Genomic DNA, 25338 nt, shown 5'->3' with positions numbered 1-25338 from the left:
TGATGAAAAACACTTTGAAAAGAGCTATAAAAAAATTCATTACTAATGATGCAGGTTTTACTTTAATTGAAATGTCTCTTGTCCTATTTATTATATCTGTCTTACTATTGCTGATTATTCCCAATATCGGTTCACACCAAGGGACGGCTCAAGAGACAGGAAACGAGGCATTAGAAACAGTGGTACAGACTCAGATCGACTTATATGAAATGGAAAAAGAAATAAAGCCGGCTACGCTTAGTGAATTACAGACAGCTGGATTCTTAAGTAAGAGTCAATTGGAAAAAGTACAAGAACAGTTTGAACTTGACAGCAGTGGTAATTTAGTAAAAATAGGCGGAGAATAACGAAGATGAGACTGCCAGTAGACCATTCAGAAGGCTTTACGCTTATCGAAACATTGCTGGTACTAGCCTTGATCAGCATAATGATGTTATTACCGATTATTCCTTATGATCACCTTAAGACAACAATGGAAGAGGATCTTTTCTTTGAAGATGTCGCTGCCTCTATTACAAGGATACAACATCATGCTGTTTTGAATGGAGAAACAACCGTATTGACTGTTCGACCGCAAGCAAGAGACCTTTCGTTCAGAGTAATTGGTCAATTAGAAAGCGAACTTAACCAAACAATAGAGTTGCCGGAGCATATGGACATTTTAGGCGGGGCAAAGGTTTATCGTTTCAGGGGTTTTTCAGGAAATCAAGGAAATCTGAATATTGTCCGATTCAAAACAAAGAATGGATTCATTGTTTTGAAATTCAAGTTGGGAAGTGGAAGATTTGAGCTCGCTGAAGAAGATTAGGCAAGCTGCAGGGTTTATACTTTTAGAAAGCTTGGTAAGTTTGAGTTTACTAGTATTTGTTCTCGGGGTTACGCTGCCTTTAACTGTGCAGTTAGTCTCGCATCTACAAGCTGAACAAATAGAAGTAGAGATAAATAGAGTACTGTACGATCTCTCAAAAAATCGAGGGTCAAATATTTCGGTCAAAGAAACGATTCACTCACATGAGTTGAATTTGATCACAAACTATACTGAAGATCAGCTAACTGTTAAGGAGCTAAACAGTGGGAGACAAAATAAACTGGAAATTGAATCCATTGAATGGGAAAAATGAAGAGGGATTTACTCTCCTGGAAGTGCTGGCAGCCTTAAGTATTATGAGTTTAAGTTTTTTGCTGCTGTCTATATTTACAGAACAGGCTTCCAGAATACAAGATGAAATAAAAGCAGATCGTCAGATCGAATGGCACTTATTTTTAAATCAGCTGGAATATGATTTGTCTGATGGGAGACTCAAGTCTGTTCATAGAGATGAGTTTTCTGCGGAAAAACCAGCAGAGGATGGCCAGTCAGAAACGATTACTTACGAAAGATATTACACCCTTCTAAGAAGAAAAGTAGAAGGGGAAGGACATCAGCCGGTTTTGACTAAATTGCAGAGCATTCGTTTTGAGGAAAAGGAAGAAGGTTTGCTGATTACAGCAATATTCCAAAATGACGATCAATATCAGGCGGAGTTGAAAATCCAAAGCAGGTAAAAGAATAAGGTGAACCATGAAAAATGAAAACGGAAGTATCTTGATTTCTGCGCTCCTGTTTATCTCTGTTTCAGCAATTTTTGTGACGGGACTAGCAGTCATTATCCAAAAGCAAGTATCTCAGTTAGATCAGATCCAAGAAAGTTATCAGGTGAGAAGTATGCTCCATATTGCTGAGAGCAAATTAAATCAACAGTTGGATCAGGATCCGGTATCGCCGAATAGCGGAACGATTGTGTTTAATAAAGGCAGAGTCACGATCGAGCAGCAAACGGATACTCAGTTTGAACTGAAAACTGTATTGGATAGCGGATTTTCACTAGATAGAATCATCAAAGTAAGTGCAGCAGAGAATCCGGCAGCAGCCAAAAAGGAAACAAGACAAATATCTACTGAATGACGAGCATGAGGGAAGGAGATTCCTTGTGACGGCTTCCGGCTGACTGACTAAACGCTGATCTATAATCATTGATTCAAACGAATCTCAAGCGTACCAACATAAGAAACGTCAGCGGCTCTGTTCGCGCGTTTCTTTTTTTTCAATCGTTTGTTATAATAAAAGAGTTCAAACGACTCTTTTCATGCTGAATACCGAATAATCGACAGGTCAGCGAATGAATTAAGAGATCTTTTATAGATAGGGTGTTAAGATGTCACGGATAAACAATATACAAACGAAACTTGCAGAACAGAAACTTGATGCGATTTTAATTACCAGCAGCTATAATTTGAGATATGCGTCTGGGTTTACTGGGACTACAGGATTAAGTGTCATCACGAGAGAGAAAGCTTTCTTTGTGACGGATTTCAGATATACAGAACAAGCGGCTAAACAGGCAGAAGGATTTAAAGTTATTCAAAATAAAGGGCCTATCTACGATGAAGTGGCTAAAATAGTTGAAGCTGAAGGGATCAGCAAACTCGGTTTTGAAGAAAACTATGTAAGCTATGCTGCATATCAATCCATTAATGCTTCTCTAGGATGTGAACTCGTACCTGTCAGCTCATTGGTTGAACAGTTGAGAGAAATCAAAGATGAAACTGAAGTTGAATTGATCCAGCAAGCGATTGAAATCACAGAAGCAGCTTTTGAACATATACTAACTTATATCAAACCTGGCATGACAGAAATCAAAGTAGCGAATGAACTGGATTTCTTTATGCGCGAGCGTGGAGCTTCAGGCGTTTCTTTCGATACGATCGTTGCCAGCGGGATTCGTTCAGCTATGCCGCATGGAGTAGCCAGCGATAAAGTGATCGAGCAGGGAGACATGGTCACGATCGACTTCGGTTGTTACTACAAAGGATATATTTCAGACATGACGCGTACGTTTGCAGTTGGAGATCCAGGAGAAGAACTGAAAAAAATCCATCAGATCGTTCTTGATGCTAATTTAAAGGTCACGGCCGCTGCAAAAGCAGGGATGACTGGTGCGGAATTGGATGCCATTGCCAGAGACTATATTACTGAACAGGGATACGGCGAAGCTTTCGGACATTCTACAGGTCATGGTATTGGGCTGGAAGTTCACGAAGGACCTGGCATCAGTTTTAAAAACGATCAGCCGCTTGTCGTGGGAAATATGATCACAAATGAACCCGGTATTTATATTCCAGGTTTAGGCGGAGTACGTATTGAAGATGACTTGCTGATCACTGAATCGGGAAATCGCAACTTGATGAAATCAACAAAAGAATTGATTATCCTGTAAAAAGGGAAACCGAAAGTGAAATTCTAATGAAAAAAGACAGCAGAACACTCGGAATATAAGCATTTCTCTTCAAAGCATGGTACAATAAACGTATCTATATCAGCCAAATAACAAATCGATATCTGGGACTGATCAAAGAGGAAAACTGAATAATAGGAAACGATTTTAGGAGGAAACTGACAGAATGATTTCAACAAATGAATTTAAAACAGGTCTTACGATTGAATACGACGGAAATATCTGGAGAGTACTGGAATTTCAACATGTTAAACCAGGAAAAGGAGCGGCATTTGTTCGTTCAAAATTGAAAAATCTTAGAACAGGTGCGGTACAAGATAAAACATTCCGCGCTGGAGAAAAACTGGAAACGGCTCATATCGAAAACAAAAACATGCAATATCTTTATGATAATGCTGGAACTCATGTCTTCATGGATACAGAGACTTACGAGCAGCTTGAAATTCCTCAAGATCAAATCGAAGATGAATTGAAATTTATGAAAGAAAATATGCTGGTCGACATCATGATGTTCGGAAGCGAAGTTTTAGGGGTAGAGTTGCCTACAAAAGTTGAACTGAAAGTTGTTGAAACAGAACCGGGAATCCGCGGTGATACAACATCAGGAGGCTCTAAGCCAGCTACACTTGAAACAGGTGCAGTCGTTACCGTACCATTGTTTGTCAACAAAGACGACGTACTGATCGTCAACACTGCTGAAGGTTCATACGTATCACGTGCCTGAGCATTTTAACTCAGTAAAGATCTAAAAGGAGGAATAGTAGTGGAGGAACAAACCAATATTACACATCGCGACGTTAATCCTTATGGAGAAATCGAAGTAGCACCAGAAGTACTGGAAGTCATTGCCGGTATTGCAGCGAATGAAGTGGACGGCGTCTATGCAATGCAGGGAAGATTTGCAACTGAAGTAAAATCCATGTTTGGAAAAACCAGTCATAACAAAGGGGTACACCTTGTATCTGATGAAGAAGGCTTGAAAGTAGAAGTCTACTGTTACTTTAAATACGGTGTAAATGTGCCTAAAGTGGCTACTGAAATCCAACAGCGTATTCGTGAACAAGTGTATCATATGACAGAAATCGCACTATCTGAAATCAATATTCATATTGTAGGAATAGTGCCTGAAAAATCAAATCTCCAAGAATTATTTGAATTGGAATCGGAAGAAGATGAGGAAAAGTGAGAACCGTTAGGCGTGTGATTCGGGAAAAAGCCTTTCAGTCTCTTTTCCAGTTGGCCACAGATATTGATTGTACAGTAGATGAAGTGATCCAGTTTTCACTTGGCAGTGAACTGGAATTCAAAGAAGAACTGACAGCTGAAGAAGCTATGCAGAAAGTTCTGCCAGAAGATAAAAATGGGACTCAGATTATTAACGATGCTCTTGTGTATCTTAATACGCTGGTCACTGGTGTTCAAAAAAATGAAAATGAAATCGACCATACGATTTCAAAACATTTAAAAAATTGGACATTATCGCGTTTGGAAAGAACAAATTTATTGATCTTAAGACTTGCTGCATATGAACTGCTGTATCAAAAAGAAATAGATAAGCGTGTAGTAATGAATGAAGCAATCGAGTTAACAAAAGACTTTAATGATGAAAAAGCCAGCAAATTTGTTAATGGTGTTCTTCAAAGCATTGTAAACACACAGTCTTAATATGATTTCATAATGAAAAAAGTTGCTCCAGTAATAGACACATGAACTTAACTTCTAATAATCAAAGAAGGTTGCGTTTATTGCCGCAGTAAGCGTGATCAGATGAAGAGGGAAGAAACAGGAGTGCATTGGATTATCGGCATTCCTCTTTTTTCGCTCTCTTTCTTTTTGTATAAAAATGAACACAGAAAGGAGGCAGAAAAGAACATGCAAGAACAATACTTAACCGTTTCTCAGCTGACGAAATACATCAAGATGAAGTTTGATAAGGATCCTTATATGGAAAGGATTTTTCTGACAGGAGAAATTTCCAACTTTAACCGTAATCGCCGAAACAGTCATCAGTATTTCAGTTTGAAAGATGATCAGGCAAAATTATCTGCAGTTATGTTTTATGGAGAGTACAAAAAATTGAAGTTCCAGCCGGAAGAGGGTATGAGCGTTTTAGTCATCGGACGTGTTTCTGTTTACGAACGTACCGGGGCGTATCAGATCTATATTGAGCACATGGAGCCTGACGGCGTAGGAGCTTTATACAAAGCCTATGAAGAATCAAAAAAACGGCTGGCAGCTGAAGGGATTTTTGATGAGTCTCTGAAAAAACAGCTTCCTAAATTTCCTAAAAGAATCGGAATCATTACTAGCCAAAGCGGAGCAGTAATCAGAGACATTATAACAACTGTAAAAAGAAGATTTCCCTCTGTTGAACTGGTTCTTTTCCCTACATTGGTTCAAGGGGAAAAAGCTGCAGCCTCTATAGCTGAGAATATTACCAGAGCGGAGGCAAAAGGCCATTTTGATACGCTGATTGTTGCTCGCGGCGGGGGATCTTTTGAAGATCTATGGCCATTCAACGAAGAAATTGTGGTACGGGCGATCGTGGCTGCTGAAACTCCGATTATTTCTTCTGTTGGCCACGAAACAGATACAACTTTATCAGATCTGGCAGCGGATGTCAGAGCAGCAACGCCTACAGCTGCTGCTGAATTGGCTGTTCCGGTACTATCAGAAGAATTAATGAAGATCGAACAGCAGGAACATCGCTTGTTACGAGCCTATCAAACCAGACTTCAAGCTTTGAAAGAACGGTTGAACCGGATTGAACGATCTTATATTTTCAGACAACCGCAGCGTCTTTATGAAGGATACAGCCAAAACGCGGATCAGCTTCACCAGCAGCTTTTGCAAGTTATGAAAGAAAAACTGATGCAGGCAAATCAAGAAAGCCGGTTGTTGAGTCAGCGATTAAAAGCAGTAGATCCAACCCAGCAGATCGAACAATATCGGCGGGATGTGGATCAGCTGGAAAAACAGCTGATTCGTGCCCAAAACCAACTGATCCGTCAAGCAGATAAGCAATTGACTTATAATATTCAGTCGCTGGAACATCTCTCGCCGTTAAAGATACTAGGCAGAGGATATGCGTATGTTCGAAAAGAAACGCAAGTGATCAAGTCGACGGACGATCTATCAGCTTCTGACAAAATTTCTGTACAGTTATCAGATGGATCATTTACAGCTGAAGTTGTAGACATTAAACAGGATAAACATTAAAAAGAGATGGATAAAAAAAGATTCGAAAGAAGGGGAAATCATGTCAGAAGAAGTAACATTTGATACTGCTTTAAAACAGTTGGAAGAAATTGTCTCTAAATTAGAGCAGGGGGATGTACCGCTGGAAGAAGCGCTGGATCAGTTCCAAGAAGGCATTAAATTGAGCAGACAGTGTAAAAAAACACTTCAAGAAGCAGAGGAAACAATGACGAAGATCGTTAATAAGAATGGCGAAGAAAAACCGTTTAATGAAGATTTGAATATTCAGGAAAACTAGGAGTGGCGATATGAAGTTTCAGGAGTTTTATCAAAAAGAATTAACCCCGTTTGAAACCTACAGTCTTAATTTAATTGATTCTGTCAGCAATACTGTGATTGAAGAAGCTATGCAGTATTCATTGGAAGCTGGCGGTAAAAGACTGCGTCCGCTTCTGTTATTGGCAGTACTGAAGGCATTTGATCAAACTGTCGAGGCTGGTTATCCAGCTGCAGCAGCGTTGGAATATATCCATACGTATTCGCTGATTCATGATGATCTGCCTGCAATGGATGATGATGACCTGCGCCGTGGAAAGCCAACCAGTCACATTCGCTTCTCTGAATCAACTGCCATCCTTGCAGGTGATGCCCTTTTAACAAAGGCGTTTGAATTAATCACTCGTGGAGAAATCGTTCCCGAGAAAAAAGTATATCTGATTAAGGAACTGGCTTATTGCGCTGGGTATGAAGGAATGATCGGCGGTCAGCAAGCGGATATCGACGGTGAAAATGCACAGCTCGATCTAGAAGATCTGGAAGCCATCCATGCTAGAAAAACCGGCGAATTACTGCGTTTTGCTATGCTGGCTGGAGGCGTTATCGCTGATGCGGATGAAGTATCAATTGATTATTTAGAAGAAACAGCTCGTAAAATAGGTATTGCTTATCAGATTCGAGATGATATCTTAGATGTAATTGGAGATTCAGAAGAACTGGGGAAAGCAATCGGTGCGGACAGCAAGTTAGGGAAAAGCACTTATCCCTCTCTGTTGGGGCTTGAAAATGCTCAGAACCGATTGCAGCAAGAACTGGATTCAGCCAAAGAAAACGTTCAAAAAGTCCATCAATCGAATCAGATGTTTGATGCTGAAATATTACTAACATTTATAGATTCGCTGGCACTGGAATAAATGAACTCTAAAAATATAAATGAAAAGAGGAACCTCTATTGAAAAAACAGCGTGCGGATCAGCTGCTGGTTCGACAAGGATGGGCTGAGGACAGTGAGAAAGCAAAAAGACTGATTATGACTGGTTCCGTCTATAATCGAGATGAAGTACAGGTCTTGACTGCTGGAGAGAAGTGGCCGTTGGAAACAGAATTGTATGTAAAAGGCAAACCATTAAAATACGTCAGCCGAGGTGGTTTGAAACTTGAAAAGGCGATTGACCACTACCAGCTAAATTTGAAAGATAAAGTCGTCTTAGATATTGGATCTTCTACAGGCGGCTTTACTGATGCAGCACTGCAGAATGGTGCATCACGCGTATATGCATTGGACGTTGGTACCAATCAGCTGGCTTGGAAACTGAGGAATGATGACCGGGTTACCGTAATGGAACAGACGAATTTTAGACACAGCCAACTGTCAGACTTCAAAGCTGGTCAACCTCAGGCAGCAACAATCGATGTTTCGTTTATTTCCTTAAAAAAAATACTGCCAGCCTTGAAAACAATACTAGAGCCGAATGGCGAAGTGGTTGCGCTCATTAAACCTCAGTTTGAAGCTTATAGAGAAGATGTTGGTGACAATGGAATCATCACGGATACAAGAGTCCATAGAACAGTTCTTCAAGATATTCTATCATTTGTCCAGCAGAATGAATATACAATTGCTGGATTGACGGTTTCTCCGATCACAGGCGGAAAAGGGAATATAGAATTTTTAGCATATTTGAAAAATATAAATTCTGACCACATCGATTTAGAGAAAATCATCGAACAAGTTCTTTCCAGCGAGGATTATCTATCTAAAGAATGATGTATTCCTGTATATAACTTTTTTAAATAGTTTAAAAATTCATAATCAGAATGTACATTTTGCTTTAATCTCAGTGTCTTCTAGAGTATACTATAGGGTGAACAAATGCATAAATATACTGTATATGACCATCGGTTTTTATATATAGTTTAGAGCAGCATTTATGTTCTTAAACTTAAATTGACGAGTACATTAAACCTTAACGTGATCACTGAGCTTAGAGTAGGAGTGTCGTATAGATGAAAAAGAAAGAACGCCATCAGTTATTAAAACAGCTTGTCCAGCAAGAAACGATTCAAAAGCAAGAACATTTTGTCAGTATATTAAAAGAGCGGGGAATCGAAGTGACTCAAGCTACTATTTCCCGGGATATAAAAGAAATGCAGCTGATCAAAGTGCCTTCTCAATCTGGAGGGTATCAGTACAGTGTGCCGCCTGAAATGAATTTCAATATTTCAAAAAAATTGTCTAGATTGATGAAAGATGCTTTTGTCTCCATTGATACACAGAAAGAGTTTGTACTGATCAAAACGCTGCCTGGTAATGCATTTGCATTAGGCGCGCTGGTAGAGACAGCAAATTATGAAGAAGTTTTCGGATGTATCTCAGGAGATAATTCTGTTTTGATTATCTGTCGATCAGAAAAACAGGCAGATGTATTTCAAAGACGTATGATTTCATTTGTATAAAACTTATGAAGCGGTTAATCATCTTTAGAGTGGGAGGGTTTGCTTTGCTGCAAGCATTGCATATTCAAAATTTTGCGATTATCCAAGAATTAACATTAGATTTTAAACAAGGCATGACCGTTTTAACAGGAGAAACAGGTGCGGGGAAGTCTATTATCATTGATGCTGTAGGACTACTTGCAGGAGGTAGAGGCTCTTCTGAATTCGTTCGCTATGGTGAAAAGAAGTGTCTGCTTGAAGGGCAGTTTTCTCTAAATGGTAATAAAGAATTAGCAGAATTATTCGAGAAGCATGCGATTGATTCCGATGATCAAGTGATTATGATCCAGAGAGAAATCTATACTACCGGACGGAATGTCTGCCGGGTCAACGGCAGTATTGTAACGATAGCCGTTTTGAAGGAGATTGGTAATGCTTTGATCGATATCCATGGTCAGAATGAACATCAAGAACTGATGCTTCCTGAAAGTCATATCGAGTTGCTCGATCAGTATGGAGATAAAGACCTTGTTTCTGCAAAAAAACAGTTTGAATCACTTTTCAGAGAATATAGAGCGGTTAAAAAAGAACAGAAAAACTGGCAGTATAATGAACAGGAATTAGCGCAGAGACAAGATATTCTGAGTTTTCAAGTTCAAGAAATCGGTGAAGCGGAATTAGAAGAAGATCAAGAAGAAGAGCATTTAAAAGAAGAAGAACAGAAGCTGTCCAATTATCAGTCAATCGTTGAAGCTCTTTCAAACAGTTATCAAGCCCTTCAGGGTGAAGAAGAGAGCGGCGGTTTGGACCTTGTAGGACAGGCAATGGATATTATGGCCTCGATCGAGTCGATGGATGAACGATTCAAGCAAATTTCTGATACGATTTCTGCAGCTTTTTTCCAGATTCAAGAAGCCTCCAGTGATATTTATAACGAAATGGATAACTTGGAATATGATGAAGAGCGCTTAAATCAGATTGAAGAAAGGTTGAATCTGATTCAGCAGCTGAAAAGAAAATATGGCAGTTCGATCAAAGAAATCAAATCTTTTTATAACAATGCAGTTGAAGAGCTGGAGAAAATCGAAAACCGAGAAGGTCAGATGGATCACCTGATCAAGAGAATCAAAGAACTGGAAGTTGAGTTGCTGAAAGTCGGGAGCCGATTGTCGAGCGCTAGAAGAGAAGCAGCAGTGAAGCTGGAAAAAGCGATTCATGAACAATTAAAAGAATTGTTTATGGACAAAGTCGTTTTTTCAGTTCATTTCAGTCAGTCGATTGAATCTTTTACGATCGAGACGGCTCATGAGAATGGAATGGATAAGGTTGAATTTTATGTAGCGACCAATCCTGGAGAACCTTTGAAACCTTTAGTCAAGGTTGCATCAGGCGGAGAACTATCCCGTATGATGCTGGCAATGAAAACAGTCTTTTCAAAAGAACAGGGAATCACGAGTATCATTTTTGATGAGGTGGATACAGGGGTGAGCGGAAGAGTTGCTCAAGCCATTGCAGATAAAATCTACTCTGTAGCTTATCATTCACAAGTTTTATGTATTACCCATCTTCCGCAAGTGGCAGCAATGGCGGATCAGCATTTATACATCAGCAAAGTTGTTATAGACGAAAGAACCAGTACACATGTCGAACAGCTGGCAGACGAAGATAAAGTATCTGAAGTTGCACGCATGCTGGCCGGTAGCGAGATTACAAAGCTGACGATGGATACAGCCAAAGAATTATTGTCATTAGCAGGACAAAAGAAAAAAGCTTAGCGGTGTTTTATTCAGTAAACAAAAAAGTCATGGAAACAGGTTCCATGACTTCGTCTACAAAATCGCTTGTAGCAGCGCTGCGATCGCTGGAATAATCATTGTAATGACCATCCCCCAGATAATAATCTTAGAAATAATGTTAGATTTTTTTTTGTTGTCTTTCTTTGACATGTGTCTACACCAACTTTCATATTGATGACGTTGAATCAATTTACAGTGTACGCAATATGATCTTTTTTTTCAAGAGTATAGAAGATTGTTTTAAAAGTGTTCAAAGTTTGATACTATTAAGCTAAACAAAAAAGTTTCCAGACTTATTCTTTACTTTTTCTTTGTTCGAGTATATACAGGGAGAATAGTCTAAGTGACTTTGATAATATGCTAGAATGGTCGCCAGAACAGACCAGGTACTCCTTAGTCAAAAGATATCAATGAAAATACAGACTAAATAGGTCAATTGCCTGAAAATAACTGAGCGATCAATTTTGAGAGGAGAGAAAGCAATTGAGTAAACAACAAGTCGGCGTTATCGGAATGGCCGTCATGGGGAAAAATCTTGCTTTAAATATTGAAAGCAGAGGGTATAGTGTATCTATTTATAACCGTACCGGTTCAAAAACAGATGCAGTTATTGAGGAAAACCCTGGGAAAAATCTCGTAGCTACACATGAATTGGAAGAGTTCGTTCAGTCATTAGAAAAACCACGCAGAATTTTACTAATGGTTCAAGCAGGTAAAGGAACGGATGCAGTCATTCAACAACTGCTTCCATTCTTAGATAAAGGCGATATCTTAGTAGACGGCGGAAACACGTTCTATAAAGATACCATGCGCAGAAGCGAAGAGTTAGCAGAGTCAGGCATCAACTTTATCGGTACAGGTGTATCTGGTGGAGAAGAGGGTGCTTTAAAAGGACCAGCAATCATGCCCGGCGGACAAAAAGAAGCATATGATCTGATTGCACCGATCTTGGAAAAAATTGCGGCTAAGGCACCTGCAGATGGAGAACCATGTGTAACGTATATCGGACCAAATGGTGCTGGACACTATGTAAAAATGGTTCACAATGGTATTGAATACGGAGATATGCAGCTGATCGCTGAAGCTTATCATTTATTGCGTGATGTAGCCGGCTTATCTAATGAAGAAACAGCAGAAGTATTCAAGGAATGGAATACCGGAGAACTGGATAGTTTCTTGATTGATATCACAGCAGATGCTTTAACGAAAAAAGATCCTGAAACAGGCCAGCCGATGGTCGATATCATTTTAGACCGTGCTGGTAATAAAGGGACTGGTAAATGGACTTCTCAAAGCGCTTTGGACTTAGGCGTACCATTACCATTAATCACAGAGTCAGTATTTGCGCGCTATATCTCAGCGCTTAAAGATGAACGTGTTGCAGCAAGTAAATTCTTGCCTAAACCAGAGCATAAGCCTTATGAAGGCGATAAAAAAGAATTGATCGAAAAAATTCGCCAAGCCTTGTATTTCAGTAAAATCATGAGCTACGCTCAAGGATTTGCTCAAATGGGAACAGCTTCAGAAGAATACGGCTGGGACCTTAAGTACGGTGAGATCGCCAAAATTTTCCGTGCTGGATGTATCATCCGTGCAGGCTTCTTGCAAAAAATCACAGAAGCTTACGAAAGAAAACCTGACATTAAAAACTTAGTGTTGGATGAGTACTTCATGGGTATCACTGAAAACTACCAGCAATCTCTTCGTGAATTAGTAGGAGTTGCTGTTCAAGCAGGTGTTCCTGTACCCGCATTCTCTTCAGCGATCGCTTACTACGACTCTTATCGTTCTGAACGTTTGCCAGCCAACATTATTCAAGCACAACGGGATTACTTCGGTGCCCACACTTACGAGCGAACAGACAAAGAAGGTACTTTCCACTTTGACTGGTACGGTAATGACGGACAAGAGCAATGGGACTAAAGAACATTCTGCGGTAAAGTTAAAAACCAACCAGTAAAATTGCGGGGTCCGCTTTTGGGTCCCGCTTTTTTGCGTGCCGACAGGTGACACATATCTGTCAGAAATGAGAAAAAAATTAGAATAATGTACTAAGCTTGCTTTTTTTCTATCCATCAACTATGTTAAACTAGTTGTGTATAACTGGATTAGAATAAAAAGTTCTACATTCTTATCTTTTTTTAATATACATGTATATCGATCCCTGGTGAAATTTCTTAAAAAGAGGGTCCGTATAAATTTAAATGATGGCTAGGAGCTGAAAAAATGGGTAAAATTTTGATTATAGAAGATGAAAAAAACCTTGCTCGTTTTGTTGAATTAGAATTAAACCACGAAGGGTTCGAAACGGAAGTCCGATTTAATGGACGTGCTGGTTTAGAAGCTGCGTTGGATGAAAGTGAAGAATGGGATATAATCCTGCTTGATTTAATGCTTCCTGAGCTTAATGGAATCGACGTTGCCCGCCGTATCCGTCAAGTCAGCAATGTACCGATCATCATGATGACTGCAAGAGATTCAGTAATCGATCGAGTATCTGGATTTGATCATGGGGCAGATGATTATGTCGTTAAACCGTTTGCTATTGAAGAACTACTGGCACGTATGCGTGCGTTGTTAAGACGAATCGAAATCGAAACAGAAGAAAATGCCAACAGACAAACAACAGTGGCATATAAAGACTTGACGGTTGAAAAAGAAAATCGTGTTGTTCGCCGTGGTGAAGACGTAATTGAGTTGACAAAACGCGAGTATGAATTACTTGTTGAGTTAATGGAAAATGTCAATGTTGTCCTTTCTAGAGAAGTCTTGTTGAACAAAGTCTGGGGCTATGAAACAGAAGTGGAAACAAATGTGGTAGATGTTTATATTCGTTATTTGAGAAATAAAATCGATGTGCCCAACAAAGAAAGCTACATCCAAACTGTTCGTGGTACAGGATATGTGATGCGTACGTGAAATCGAACTCTGCAGAAAAAGGACGAAATCAGAAGCAGCGTATTTCGTTAAGGTGGAAGTGGACCACTGGAGCGGCTATCGCGATTTTTCTGACTTATACTATTTTTTCAACAGTTTTATATGTCACCTTCCAGCAGATTATGTTGGGTAGTGAAGAAGATGCTTTGAAAACGACTGTCCAGAATGTAGCCAATCGTTTTGGACAGCAGTATTTTCCCTTGAATGAAGAATCCGTTGCCGATACATTAGAATTACGCCGACTTCAATTGCTTCCTTCTTTATCTGGACAGGATAATGATCATACACAAACTTCAGAAGATGATGCAGAATCAACAACCCCTTTGGGTATTGATCATGGGGGTATGTTTATACGCGTTTTTAATTTGGAGGGCGAACTGTTATATGAATCTGCTGAGTCAGATATAGTTTTTGAACCGGTTGATGAACTGCGGATTGAAACCATTAAGGGACCCAATGGAGAAGCCTATTCGGCTAGGACGCCTGTTTATTCTTATTTGAATAATGAGCAGATCGGATATGTCCAAGTCGTCAATACACTAGCATCTTATCATCAGTTGTCGAACAGCGTCTTAGTGGCTATCCTGGTTACAGGCATTATTGCATTGTTATTCAGTGCAATCATCGGTTATTTTATTGCGTTGAAATTTCTGCAGCCGATCAGACGTATGACATCAGCTATGAAAAGTATTGAAAAAGATCCTGACTCTCTTGAAAGAATTGATTCAGGAGAAGGCAGAGATGAGTTGACGGACTTAGCCAATGCCTACAATAAAATGCTGGACCGGATGCAGAGGAATATTGATCATCAAAAGCAATTTGTCGAAGATGTATCTCACGAATTAAGAACACCTGTGGCAGTGGTAGAAGGCCATTTGAAACTATTAAATCGCTGGGGTAAAGACGATCCGACTGTACTAGAAGAATCGCTGGATGCTTCCTTGCAGGAAATTGGAAGAATGAAGAGTCTGGTGCAGGAAATGCTTGATTTATCGCGTGCTGAACAAGTTGAGATTCATTATAAAAATGAACAGACGCCAGTTCGCCAGATCGTAAATGCTACCTATAATAATATTCAACTGGTTCATCCTGACTTTGTATTTATCTTGGATGATGATCTAAGAAAAGAAGTATATGCAAATATATACAGAAATCACTTAGAACAGATATTGATTATCTTGCTGGATAATGCCGTTAAATATTCCAATGAGCGAAAAGAGGTTCATATCTCTGTTTCTCTAGATGGTAAATTTATTCAGATTGCGATACAAGATTACGGAGAAGGAATGACTGAGGAAGATACCGAGAAGATTTTCAATCGTTTTTACCGAATCGATAAAGCGCGCAGCCGTTATAAAGGCGGAAATGGTTTAGGATTATCTATTGCCAAGCAGTTGATTGAGGGATATAAAGGGAAAATCTGGGCTGAAAGTGTTGTGGATCATGGATCCATTTTCCGCATCGTTCTGCCGATTTCTTCTTTAGAAGAACCAGATGATTATACACAAAAAGAGCTGCAAGACGGGGAATAACCTTGTCTGCAGCTCTTTTTAGTACTTAATTTACTTTTTCTGTTTACCTTCGTTACGACGGTTTTTGCTTTCAAAAGGACTTGCGTTACGTTTGTTGCGAATAGGTTTAGGTTCTTGAGTGTTTCCGCCAGTTGTGTCAACTTTCTCAGCTGGTTTTCGTGGTTTGCGTTTCCGTTCAACCACTTGCATTTCACCGTGTTTTTCTTTCAGTTCTGCTTGAACTTTAGGTTTATAGTAAAAAGTAGTAACGACCGATTGCGCAATGGCAACGAATCCACCGACTAACCAGTATAAGGCTAGACCAGCTGGACTTGAGATAGAAATGACCAGCAGCATAATCGGATTCATCAGCATCATCATATTAGACTGTTTTCTCTGTTCTTCAGGCATACCTAAAAGCATGACTTTTGACTGAGCAAAATAGACAGCACCTGTGAATAGAGCCAACAGAATACTAGGGTTTCCTAATTCAATGCCTAAGAAGGAAGCGTTCTGAATCGTCTCTGACATTCGGATCGCCTGGAACATCGCTGTAAAAATAGGCAGTTGGATCAATAAAGGCAAACATCCGCCAAGACCGCCGAGCATATTTACATTGTTTTCACGATACAGTTCCATCATTTCAGCTTGAAGTTCTTGTTTTTCTCTAGGATCGTTCGTTGCTTTCATCTCAGCTTGGATCTCATCTGTAGCAGGCTTGACTACAGACATTTTTACTTGTTGTTCCATTGTCGCACGCTGCTGACGAATGCTGAGCGGCAATATCAGAATTCTTACGATAATCGTGATCGCAATGATGGCTAATCCATAACTTCCTGTAACTTCATTCAGCCACTCAATCAATTGTTGTGTTGGAACGACAAGATAGTCATATAAAAATTGTGAGATAGAGCCTGCAGGTTGTCCTGTTTCCTGATCGATTCGTATACACCCGGCCATAAAGAACAGTGTCGAGAGCATGACACCCGAAAGCATCCATTTTTTTGTTCTAGTTTTCAATAATATTCAATCCTTTAAATAAGTTAGTAGAGCATTAAAAACGCTAATTCTCACTATACCTTATTAGATAGGATAATTCAATTAGCCTGTGAAAAATTTGATTTTTCTTCAATCTTTTCATCGAATTTAATCACAACTTTATCTACTGAAGCTGCTGGACTAGGTCCTTTGCGCAAAACTTCTATAAATTGATCGATCTGTTCAGATGAACCTACTGCCTCAGCATAAACCGATCCGTCACTTTCATTCCGAACAATACCGGTAACACCGATCTCATCCGCAGCTTGTTTAGTACTCATACGAAATCCGACACCTTGGACGTGGCCATACACTTGTGCTGAGATCTTGTCTTGATCTGTATGGGGATTTCTTTCGTTCAGATAGTCTACAGGGGCTGGCTGCTTGTTCTGCTTTCCTTTGTTTAAAAAACTGTCAAATAGAGAACCCATTTGTTTTCCTCCTTTATTTAGTACCTTATTCCTTTATTCTACAAGGAATGAACCTAAACTACAAAAGTAAAGGCAATGTTCAGAAAAGAAGGCTATGAAGTCAGAACAAACTTTCGACTAGACTGGTTTCATGCTATAATAAAATAGAATTTTATATAGTTAGGAGAAACAAAAATGGCTCGTGCTCGTAAAAGAGGTAGACCTAAAAAGAAACAAAAGAAAATATCTTCAGAACTGATCGGCGTTATCCTGCTGCTCGTTAACTTTCTGGCCATTGGACAATTTGGTTTTGTGGGCAGGTTTTTTGCTAATCTTGGCAGATTCTTTGTTGGAGAGACGTATATAGTCGTCTCGATTGCTGTAATCGGGATAGGGAGCTATCTGATTATCAAAGGAAAAAGTCCGAACTTTAAGAATCCAAGATGGCTGGGTGGTGTACTGCTCTTTTGTGCAGCAGTTGTCTGGCAGCATGCACAGTTGTTTGCACCTATTATGGAAACAGATGTGAATATCATACAAGCGACATGGAGATTGATTACGCCGCAGTTTACGACGAACACAATTGGTCAATCGGTCGGTGGAGGCATGATCGGTGCAGTTCTTTATGCAGTCAGTTATTTCCTTTTTTCTGCTATCGGTACATATCTGATGATGGGTGTCTTTATTTTTGTAGGCATCATGACATTTTTTCAGTTTTCATATAAAGCATTGTTAGATAAGCTGCGTACTGCAGGAAGAAACGCTGTGAACTTTGTAAAAGGAAAAGCTGCAGCCATCAAAGAAAATCGTAAGAATAGAAAACCAAAACAAAAGAAACCTGCAAATAAAAAGAATCAGAAAAAGAGAAAGTGGGCTGAGCAGTTAACACAATCAGACCAGGAAACGCCGCTTCCGGAACCTGATCAGGAGTCTCAGCTAGCTCCCGCTTCACAACAAGAAGAGGAACTGGATACAGCTTCTTCTGGACAAATGGCATTGAAAATAGAAGGATTCCAGCAGAATAATCAAAGTAAAACTGAACCAGCAGAACAAGAAACAGAAGAAGAAGGTACGGTAGACTTTGAAATCGGCGAAGAAGAAAATGAACAGTATAGAATGCCTCCGATCTCTTTATTGAACCAGAGAGAAGCCGTCGACCAGTCCGATGAATATACCATTATTCAAGAAAACGTGAAGAAACTTGAAGAAACCTTTGAAAGCTTTGGTGTAAAAGCAACAGTAACTAAAGCAAATCTAGGACCGGCTGTAACGAAATATGAAATTCAGCCGGCTACTGGTGTCAAAGTCAGTAAAATTGTAGGACTGACAGATGATATTGCACTAGCTTTAGCAGCTAAAGATATTCGTATGGAAGCGCCGATCCCTGGGAAAGCTCTGATAGGAATAGAAGTCCCTAATTCTGAAGTCAGTACCGTTTCGTTCAGAGATGTGATCGAAGGACAGATCAAAAACAGAGATCAGCTGCTTGAAGTACCGCTTGGGCGTGACATTGCCGGAAATGTTGCGATGGCAGATTTAGCCAAAATGCCGCATTTACTGGTGGCTGGGGCAACGGGTTCTGGTAAGTCAGTAGCGATCAATGGTATCATAACCAGTCTGCTGCTCAAGGCAAAGCCGAATGAAGTGAAACTGATGATGATCGATCCGAAAATGGTTGAGTTGAATGTTTATAATGGAATTCCGCATTTACTGACCCCAGTTGTAACCAATCCGAAAAAAGCTGCACAAGCTCTGCATAAAGTTGTACAGGAAATGGAAAGACGATACGAATTATTTGCTGCCAGCGGAACGCGGAATATGGCAGGGTATAATCAGTTTGTCAAAAAGAAAAATGAAGAAAAAGAAGAAGGACTGCTGCCGCTGCCTTATATTGTTGTTATCGTAGATGAGTTGGCCGACTTGATGATGGTCGCTTCCAATGATGTAGAAGATGCCATTACACGACTAGCACAGATGGCTCGTGCTGCAGGAATTCATATGATATTGGCGACACAGAGACCAAGTGTGGACGTCATCACCGGAATCATTAAAGCGAATGTTCCTTCAAGGATTGCTTTCGCCGTTTCCAGCGGAACGGATTCTAGGACAATCTTAGATGGCAACGGGGCTGAGAAGCTGCTCGGACGAGGAGATATGTTGTTCCAGCCGATGGGAGAAAACAAACCGAACCGGGTGCAAGGAGCGTTTATTTCTGACGAGGAAGTAGAAGCAGTTGTCAATTTTGTTAAAGACCAGCAAGAAGCCAATTATGTTGAAGAAATGATTCCTAAAGACGAACCGAAGCAAGCACAGGGAGAGGCAGAAGACGAATTGTATGATGATGCCGTTGCGCTGGTAGTCGATATGCAGACTGCAAGTATTTCACTGCTGCAGCGAAGATTCAGAATCGGCTATAATCGTGCCGCTCGAATTGTTGATGAGATGGAAATGAGAGGCGTCGTTGGGCCTTCTGAAGGTTCTAAGCCAAGAGAGGTGCTGGTTCAGGCAGAATTAGATCCGACTTCATCTGAAACACCAACAGAGATTTAAAGTAAATATTCTGTAAAGAATCCAGCTGCAGAGCTGGGTTCTTTTTTTGAATGATCAGCTAATTTAAGGATAAATCGAGGCGAATTTAAAGAACGTACGGTTTTACAGCGTTTTCAAGTGAACAATCAGATATATTCAGTCATTAAATAATCGTATTTTAACTTTATTTTTCTTTACAAAGATGTTACTATTAGTTCGAGATAAAAAACGAAGACGTTGTGAACGGGATGGACGGCACTTATTCATTTTGATGTTTATGCTTTACTTCTTATTCTGCCACATGTCTACGACCATTTTAATTGGAGGAATTTCATAATGACGAAAAAGTTAAGAAATCTTTTTGCAATTGGAACATCAGCACTTTTACTAGCAGCTTGTGGACAAGACGCTGGTGACTCTACAGGCGGTTCAGGAGAATCAGCAGGCGGAGATACTGAAGAAACAACTGACGAATTTTCACTAGGTATGGTTACTGACGAAGGTGGAGTAGACGACCGTTCATTCAACCAGTCAGCTTGGGAAGGTATGCAAGCTTGGGCGGAAGAAGCAGGATTCAGCGATGATGCTGTTAACTACTATCAATCAGATGACCCGTCTCAATTCGTTCAAAACTTAAATACAGCAGTACAAGATGGTTATGACATTATTTATGGAGTAGGATTTCAATTAGCAGATGCTGTAACAGATGTTGCTAGTCAGAACCCTGATCAGCATTTTGGAATTGTTGATGCTGTTGTTGAAGCAGACAATGTTGTTTCATTGAACTTTGAAGATAACCAAGCTGCATACCTTGCAGGTGTTGCAGCAGCAAACACTACTCAAACAGATAAAGTTGGTTTCATCGGAGGCGTAGCTGGTCCAGTTATCGACAAATTTGAAGCTGGATTTGTTGAAGGTGTTGAATCTGTAGACCCTAATATCGAAATCGATATTCAGTATGCTGAATCATTCTCAGATGCTGCTATCGGACAACAAATTGCTGCTGGTATGTACAGCTCAGGTGCTGATATTATCTATCATGCTTCTGGTGCAGTAGGAAACGGTGTATTTACTGAAGCAACCAACCGTATGGAATCTGGTTCAGAGAATCAGTTATGGGTTATCGGAGTAGATAGAGACCAAGCTGAACTAGGCGAATGGGAAGAAGGAAATCTAACATTAACTTCTACACTGAAACAAGTTGGAACAGCTATCCAATTGGCAACAGAGAGAGCTAGAGAAGAAGGTTTCCCAGGTGGAGAAAACATTATTTATGGGTTAGAAGATGATGGTGTTGGAATCACTGAAGGAAATATGCCTGAAGAAGCTTGGACTGCAGTTGAAGAAGCAAGACAAGCCATTATCGATGGCGAAATCGAAGTGCCGGTAGCACCTGCTGAATAAGCAATTTCATTAAAATTATTCAATTGAATAGAAAAGGCGCTGGTCGTATGGCTAGCGCTTTTTTAGAGCGATAATAAGTTAGTATGCTTTATTAAATTTGTCATTTTTAGTACAAATGAAATAGAGGTTTAAAACAATTTTCTAAAGCAGCTTGAATAGTTTTAAGTGATAATAGATAATAAGTAGGAATGTAAAAAATAAGTAAATCATAACAAGGAGGGCTTCATTTGCCGACTTCAGAACGTGTAATCGAAATGAATGGGATCACGAAAGAGTTTGGTTCGTTTAGAGCAAATGACGATATTCATCTTGATTTGAAAAAAGGTGAAATCCATGCATTATTAGGTGAAAATGGTGCAGGAAAATCAACATTGATGAATATACTATCAGGTCTTTTAGAACCTACTTCAGGTGAAATCAAAGTAAAGGGTAAATCTGTTAACATAACCTCCCCAGATGTTGCGAATGAATTAGGTATCGGAATGGTGCATCAGCATTTTATGCTTGTAGATAAATTTACAGTAGCAGAAAATATTATGCTGGGAAGAGAAAAAAGCAGATTCGGCTACATCGATAAAAAGAGTGCTGAAAAAGAGGTTCAAGCTTTATCAGACCAATATGGTTTAAAAGTGGATCCGAGTGCATTAGTTGAAAATATCAGTGTCGGCATGCAGCAAAGGGTCGAGATCTTAAAAACGTTGTACCGAGGTGCAGATCTTTTAATTTTTGACGAACCAACTGGTGTACTGACGCCTCAAGAAATCGAAGAGCTGATTGGTATCATGCATAAGATGGTAAATGAAGATAAATCAATCATTTTGATTACGCATAAGTTGGATGAGATTAAGCAAGTTGCCAACAGATGTACAGTGATCCGCAGAGGAAAAAGTATCGATACCGTTGATGTTTCTAAGACTTCTCAACAAGAATTAGCAGACATGATGGTCGGTCGTTCAGTTTCATTTAAAGTAGATAAAAAGCCAGCAACACCTAAAGAGGCTGTTTTAAAAGTTGAAGATCTGACCGTTAAATCCAATCGCGGCTTTGATGCTGTAAAAGGTATCAGTTTTGAAGTGAAAGCAGGGGAAGTCCTTGGGATTGCCGGTGTTGATGGAAATGGACAGTCAGAATTAATTCAGGCTATCACTGGACTGACAAAGTCCAGCAACGGCAGTATTCATTTAGATGGAAATAATATAACAAATAAAAAACCTAGAAAGATCACAGAAACAGGTTTGGGGCATATTCCAGAAGACCGTCAAAAATACGGACTGATTTTACCAATGACCCTTGAAGAAAATATTGCACTTCAAACTTATTATCAAAAACCTTTCAGCAGCCACGGATTTTTAAATTATAAAGAAATCAAACAACATGCCAAGAGATTGATCGAGGAGTTTGATGTACGTACGCCAAGCGAAGAGCATTCAGCAGCTTCTCTTTCAGGCGGGAATCAGCAAAAAGCAATCATCGCAAGAGAAGTGGATAGAGATCCAGCGCTATTAATTGCGGCTCAACCCACACGAGGATTGGATGTAGGCGCAATAGAATATATTCATAGTCGTTTGATCGAAATGAGAGATAACGGCAAAGGCGTCTTGCTGATGAGTTATGAGTTAGATGAAGTGATGAACGTTTCTGATAGAATCGCTGTAATGTACGATGGAAAAATTATCGCGATTGTTAACGCGAATGAAACCAATGAGTCTGAATTAGGTCTTTTAATGGCAGGAGTACCGTTAAAAGAAGCGAAGGAAAAAGCAGATTCAAAAGGAAAGGAGAAAGAGACAATTGATTCGTCAATCTAGAGGCTTTTTAAGTAGTTTGGTTGTACCCATTTTATCCATCATTTTCGGATTCGTTTTCGGTGCAATATTAATGCTGTTATTTGGATATAACCCAGTTGTAGCTTATGATGCAATGATATCTGGTGTGTTTGGAAGTCAGTACTTTCTTGGTGAAGCTCTAAGACAAGCAACATCACTGACGTTTACCGGGTTAGGATTCGCTTTAGCTTATAAAGCAGGCTTCTTCAACATTGGGGTATCCGGTCAAGCTTTAGCTGGATGGGTTAGTGCGATTTGGGTAGCTTTAGCTTTTCCTGAATTGCCGCAGCTCGTATTGTTGCCCTTAAGTATTTTAGCAGGTACGCTTGTCGGTGCATTATGGGCATCGATTGCAGGTACCTTGCGTGCGTTTTTCGGAACAAGTGAAGTTATTGTAACGATCATGTTGAACTATACGGCTTTACAATTAACCAACTTTATTATTAGAGATATTCTTTCAGAAACTGGAAACTCTACAGAGAGTGTTGGAGAAAACGCAAGTTTATCCTTACAGTGGCTGACTGATTTAACCCAAGGATCGAGATTAAATGCCGGATTATTCATTGCAATAGCTGTGGTTATCTTGTATTGGATCTTTATTACTAGAACAACTGCCGGGTTTGAGATTCGCGCTGTAGGACTGAACTCATTCGCTTCAACGTATGCTGGGATGAGTGCTAAGAAAAATATTATCCTTTCTATGTTTTTAAGTGGAGCTTTGGCAGGTTTAGGCGGAGCGATCCATGGACTAGGAACATTCGGCAACATTTTCACTCAAACTGGATTGCCTTCTATAGGATTTGACGGTATCTCAGTAGCACTGCTGGGATTAGGAAATCCAATCGGAATCTTTTTCTCATCCATTTTATTCGGCGTCCTTAATGTAGGTGCTGCATTTATGCCTAATCGTGCAGGAGTTCCAGATGAAATGGCAAGCATTGTAACAGCTGCTATCATATTCTTTATAGGTGCTAATTACATTATTCGTTATTTTATTGAGAAGAGAGCTTCTCGAGATCAATCACCAACAACAGCAACAAGAGGAGGAGAAGAATGAACGCATTAGATATTATTCAACTGATCGTATCCAGCTCATTGATTTATGCTGCTCCTTTGATTTTGACCGCATTAGGCGGAACATTTTCTGAACGAAGCGGTGTCGTTAATATCGGTCTGGAAGGTATCATGGTTATGGGCGCTTTCATGTCAGCCATTTTTAATATTTTCTTTGCTTCTACATTCGGAGGATGGACACCATGGCTTGGTTTATTGGCCGGAGGTATAATAGGAATTGTGTTTTCTCTGATTCATGCCGTTGCTACAATCAACTTGAGAGCAGACCATATTATCTCAGGAACAGTCATTAATTTGGCAGCTCCAGCGCTAGGTGTATTCTTAACAAGAGCTATTTTTGGAGCAGCACAAACTGGACCGCTTCCGGAATCATTCGGAATCACAAATATCTTTTTATTGCATAGAATTCCTATAATAGGACCGATTCTTTTCGGAAATACATCAGCTCCTGCCTTTTTCGGGATCGTTATAGCCATTATCTCATGGTTCGTTTTATTCAAGACGACTTTCGGACTTCGCCTGCGCTCTGTGGGAGAACATCCGCATGCAGCTGAGACTCTAGGAATCAAAGTGTACGCTATGAAATATTCAGGAGTTATGCTATCTGGTTTATTAGGCGGTATGGGTGGTGCGATCCAAGCACAAGCGATTTCAAATGAGTTTGGTATTTTAACGATTGCCGGACAAGGATTTATCGCAATGGCTGCGATGATTTTTGGTAAATGGAATCCTATCGGTGTTATGGGTGCTGCAATCTTCTTCGGATTTGGACAGAGTTTGGCGCGAATCGGTACGTATATTCCGATTATCCAAGACATTCCGTCTATCTTGCTTCTGATTATGCCTTACTTGTTGACAATCATTGTATTGGTCGTTGTAATTGGACGATCTGAAGCACCAGCTAAATTAGGCGAAACTTACGTTAAAACAAAATAGATAGAAAACAAAAGCTGCGTCCGGTTAATAAAACCTGACGCAGCTTTTTTTAATGCCTTTTTTTCTCGATAGCCAACAAAAATGGCGGGTTATTTTTCTGATTAATAAATCCATACTCTAAAACAGCATATTGTTCTTGCGGCAGCTTTTGCAAGTAGTTTTTTACTGCATTTTTTTCATCTGTTCCGCCTTCATGACCATAGTAGACCATGATCAGAATAGTTCCACCAATAGCAAGCCGGTTCAATCCTTGCTCAATAGCTGATATCGTCGTTTCAGGCAAAGTGATAATGGATTTATCACTTTTAGGTAAATAGCCTAAATTAAATACGACTGCTTGCAGTGTCACTGATTCAGGAAGGGTTTTATCCAACGTTTCATGACCTTTACAATACAATTCAATTTGTTCTGTAAGCCCGGTTAAAGTGACTTTTTTCTGTGTTTCTTCAATTGCCTGAGGCTGAATATCAAATCCATAAACTTTTCCGGTTTTCCCAACAAGTTGAGCCAGTTTAATCGTATCATGACCGTTACCAACTGTAGCATCAACAACGTGGTCACCTGGAGAAACCAGTTGCGACAACAAAGTATGACTGAATTTTAAAGGTGAAAGCAGCATTTTCATCTTCCTATCTTTTTAAATAATTGTAAATATGCGAGTGTCTAATGTATTGCTGGAATTTTAGTGATCGTTG

At 39.8% G+C, this 25338-nt stretch carries 25 protein-coding genes; 22 read left to right on the top strand and 3 right to left on the bottom strand.

Annotated features, from left to right (window positions below):
• Positions 1–2: 2 nt before the first annotated feature.
• From comGC to B6F02_RS07945, 17 genes are all read left to right on the top strand, one after another.
• Positions 3–347, top strand: coding sequence for a competence type IV pilus major pilin ComGC (gene comGC / locus B6F02_RS08030; RefSeq protein WP_080147411.1), 345 nt, complete (start codon positions 3–5; stop codon positions 345–347).
• 5 nt (positions 348–352) lie between these two features.
• Complete coding sequence (gene comGD, locus B6F02_RS08025; RefSeq protein WP_080146834.1) at positions 353–808, top strand: competence type IV pilus minor pilin ComGD; 456 nt, start codon at positions 353–355, stop codon at positions 806–808.
• 263 nt (positions 809–1071) lie between these two features.
• A complete protein-coding gene (gene comGF, locus B6F02_RS08015) occupies positions 1072–1545 on the top strand; it encodes a competence type IV pilus minor pilin ComGF (RefSeq protein WP_080146832.1) in 474 nt (157 codons plus the stop codon).
• Positions 1546–1561: 16 nt separating this feature from the next.
• Positions 1562–1945 carry a hypothetical protein gene (locus B6F02_RS08010; RefSeq protein ID WP_080146831.1) on the top strand — a complete coding sequence of 128 codons (384 nt, stop codon included), beginning with the start codon at positions 1562–1564 and terminating at the stop codon, positions 1943–1945.
• A gap of 250 nt (positions 1946–2195) precedes the next feature.
• Positions 2196–3257, top strand: a complete 1062-nt coding sequence (locus B6F02_RS08005; protein ID WP_080146830.1) for a M24 family metallopeptidase — start codon at positions 2196–2198, stop codon at positions 3255–3257.
• A 184-nt stretch (positions 3258–3441) separates the two neighbouring features.
• On the top strand, positions 3442–3999 hold the full coding sequence (efp, locus tag B6F02_RS08000) for an elongation factor P (protein ID WP_080146829.1): 558 nt from the start codon (positions 3442–3444) through the stop codon (positions 3997–3999).
• A 39-nt stretch (positions 4000–4038) separates the two neighbouring features.
• The gene (locus B6F02_RS07995; RefSeq protein ID WP_080146828.1) at positions 4039–4461 is read left to right on the top strand and encodes an Asp23/Gls24 family envelope stress response protein; all 423 of its coding nucleotides are present in this window, start codon (positions 4039–4041) and stop codon (positions 4459–4461) included.
• Positions 4458–4940, top strand: a complete 483-nt coding sequence (gene nusB / locus B6F02_RS07990) for a transcription antitermination factor NusB (protein WP_143745255.1) — start codon at positions 4458–4460, stop codon at positions 4938–4940. Before B6F02_RS07995 ends, nusB begins: the two co-directional genes overlap by 4 nt.
• A gap of 207 nt (positions 4941–5147) precedes the next feature.
• Positions 5148–6494: an exodeoxyribonuclease VII large subunit gene (gene xseA / locus B6F02_RS07985; protein ID WP_080146827.1), complete on the top strand. Its 1347-nt coding sequence runs from the start codon at positions 5148–5150 to the stop codon at positions 6492–6494.
• Between the two features lie 40 nt (positions 6495–6534).
• Entirely contained in the window at positions 6535–6771 is a 237-nt protein-coding gene (locus B6F02_RS07980) for an exodeoxyribonuclease VII small subunit (RefSeq protein WP_080146826.1), read from the top strand.
• Between the two features lie 10 nt (positions 6772–6781).
• The gene (locus B6F02_RS07975; RefSeq protein ID WP_080146825.1) at positions 6782–7663 is read left to right on the top strand and encodes a polyprenyl synthetase family protein; all 882 of its coding nucleotides are present in this window, start codon (positions 6782–6784) and stop codon (positions 7661–7663) included.
• A gap of 38 nt (positions 7664–7701) precedes the next feature.
• Positions 7702–8514 (top strand): TlyA family RNA methyltransferase, encoded by an 813-nt coding sequence (locus B6F02_RS07970; protein ID WP_080146824.1) that lies wholly within the window; start codon positions 7702–7704, stop codon positions 8512–8514.
• Between the two features lie 239 nt (positions 8515–8753).
• Positions 8754–9203 (top strand): arginine repressor, encoded by a 450-nt coding sequence (argR, locus tag B6F02_RS07965; RefSeq protein WP_080146823.1) that lies wholly within the window; start codon positions 8754–8756, stop codon positions 9201–9203.
• 44 nt (positions 9204–9247) lie between these two features.
• Positions 9248–10957, top strand: coding sequence for a DNA repair protein RecN (gene recN / locus B6F02_RS07960; RefSeq protein WP_080146822.1), 1710 nt, complete (start codon positions 9248–9250; stop codon positions 10955–10957).
• A 504-nt stretch (positions 10958–11461) separates the two neighbouring features.
• On the top strand, positions 11462–12901 hold the full coding sequence (gene gndA, locus B6F02_RS07955; RefSeq protein WP_080146821.1) for an NADP-dependent phosphogluconate dehydrogenase: 1440 nt from the start codon (positions 11462–11464) through the stop codon (positions 12899–12901).
• A gap of 303 nt (positions 12902–13204) precedes the next feature.
• Positions 13205–13897 (top strand): response regulator transcription factor, encoded by a 693-nt coding sequence (locus B6F02_RS07950; protein ID WP_080146820.1) that lies wholly within the window; start codon positions 13205–13207, stop codon positions 13895–13897.
• Entirely contained in the window at positions 13894–15447 is a 1554-nt protein-coding gene (locus tag B6F02_RS07945) for a HAMP domain-containing sensor histidine kinase (protein ID WP_080146819.1), read from the top strand. The genes B6F02_RS07950 and B6F02_RS07945 overlap by 4 nt, the downstream gene beginning before the upstream one ends.
• Positions 15448–15477: 30 nt before the next feature.
• Here B6F02_RS07945 and yidC read toward each other — a convergent pair whose 3' ends face one another.
• Together yidC and B6F02_RS07935 are read right to left on the bottom strand one after the other, a co-directional pair.
• Entirely contained in the window at positions 15478–16446 is a 969-nt protein-coding gene (yidC, locus tag B6F02_RS07940) for a membrane protein insertase YidC (protein WP_080146818.1), read from the bottom strand.
• Positions 16447–16523: 77 nt separating this feature from the next.
• Entirely contained in the window at positions 16524–16895 is a 372-nt protein-coding gene (locus B6F02_RS07935) for an acylphosphatase (protein WP_080146817.1), read from the bottom strand.
• Between the two features lie 174 nt (positions 16896–17069).
• Between B6F02_RS07935 and B6F02_RS07930 the strand changes: the two genes are divergently transcribed.
• The 5 genes from B6F02_RS07930 (at position 17070) to B6F02_RS07910 (ending at position 24643) form a co-directional block, all read left to right on the top strand.
• A complete protein-coding gene (locus tag B6F02_RS07930; protein WP_080146816.1) occupies positions 17070–19424 on the top strand; it encodes an FtsK/SpoIIIE family DNA translocase in 2355 nt (784 codons plus the stop codon).
• Positions 19425–19739: 315 nt separating this feature from the next.
• Positions 19740–20807 carry a BMP family lipoprotein gene (locus B6F02_RS07925; protein WP_080146815.1) on the top strand — a complete coding sequence of 356 codons (1068 nt, stop codon included), beginning with the start codon at positions 19740–19742 and terminating at the stop codon, positions 20805–20807.
• Positions 20808–21061: 254 nt separating this feature from the next.
• On the top strand, positions 21062–22615 hold the full coding sequence (locus B6F02_RS07920) for an ABC transporter ATP-binding protein (protein WP_080147408.1): 1554 nt from the start codon (positions 21062–21064) through the stop codon (positions 22613–22615).
• Positions 22602–23690 carry an ABC transporter permease gene (locus B6F02_RS07915; protein WP_372924837.1) on the top strand — a complete coding sequence of 363 codons (1089 nt, stop codon included), beginning with the start codon at positions 22602–22604 and terminating at the stop codon, positions 23688–23690. The genes B6F02_RS07920 and B6F02_RS07915 overlap by 14 nt, the downstream gene beginning before the upstream one ends.
• The gene (locus B6F02_RS07910) at positions 23687–24643 is read left to right on the top strand and encodes an ABC transporter permease (RefSeq protein ID WP_080146814.1); all 957 of its coding nucleotides are present in this window, start codon (positions 23687–23689) and stop codon (positions 24641–24643) included. The genes B6F02_RS07915 and B6F02_RS07910 overlap by 4 nt, the downstream gene beginning before the upstream one ends.
• 49 nt (positions 24644–24692) lie before the next feature.
• Here the strand turns inward: B6F02_RS07910 and B6F02_RS07905 are convergent, their stop codons facing one another.
• A complete protein-coding gene (locus tag B6F02_RS07905) occupies positions 24693–25262 on the bottom strand; it encodes a class I SAM-dependent methyltransferase (RefSeq protein ID WP_080146813.1) in 570 nt (189 codons plus the stop codon).
• Positions 25263–25338: the final 76 nt, after the last annotated feature.

This window comes from Marinilactibacillus piezotolerans (assembly GCF_900169305.1).
GTDB classification, from domain to species: Bacteria; Bacillota; Bacilli; order Lactobacillales; family Carnobacteriaceae_A; genus Marinilactibacillus; species Marinilactibacillus piezotolerans_A.
This window is presented reverse-complemented; position numbering and strand designations above follow the sequence as displayed.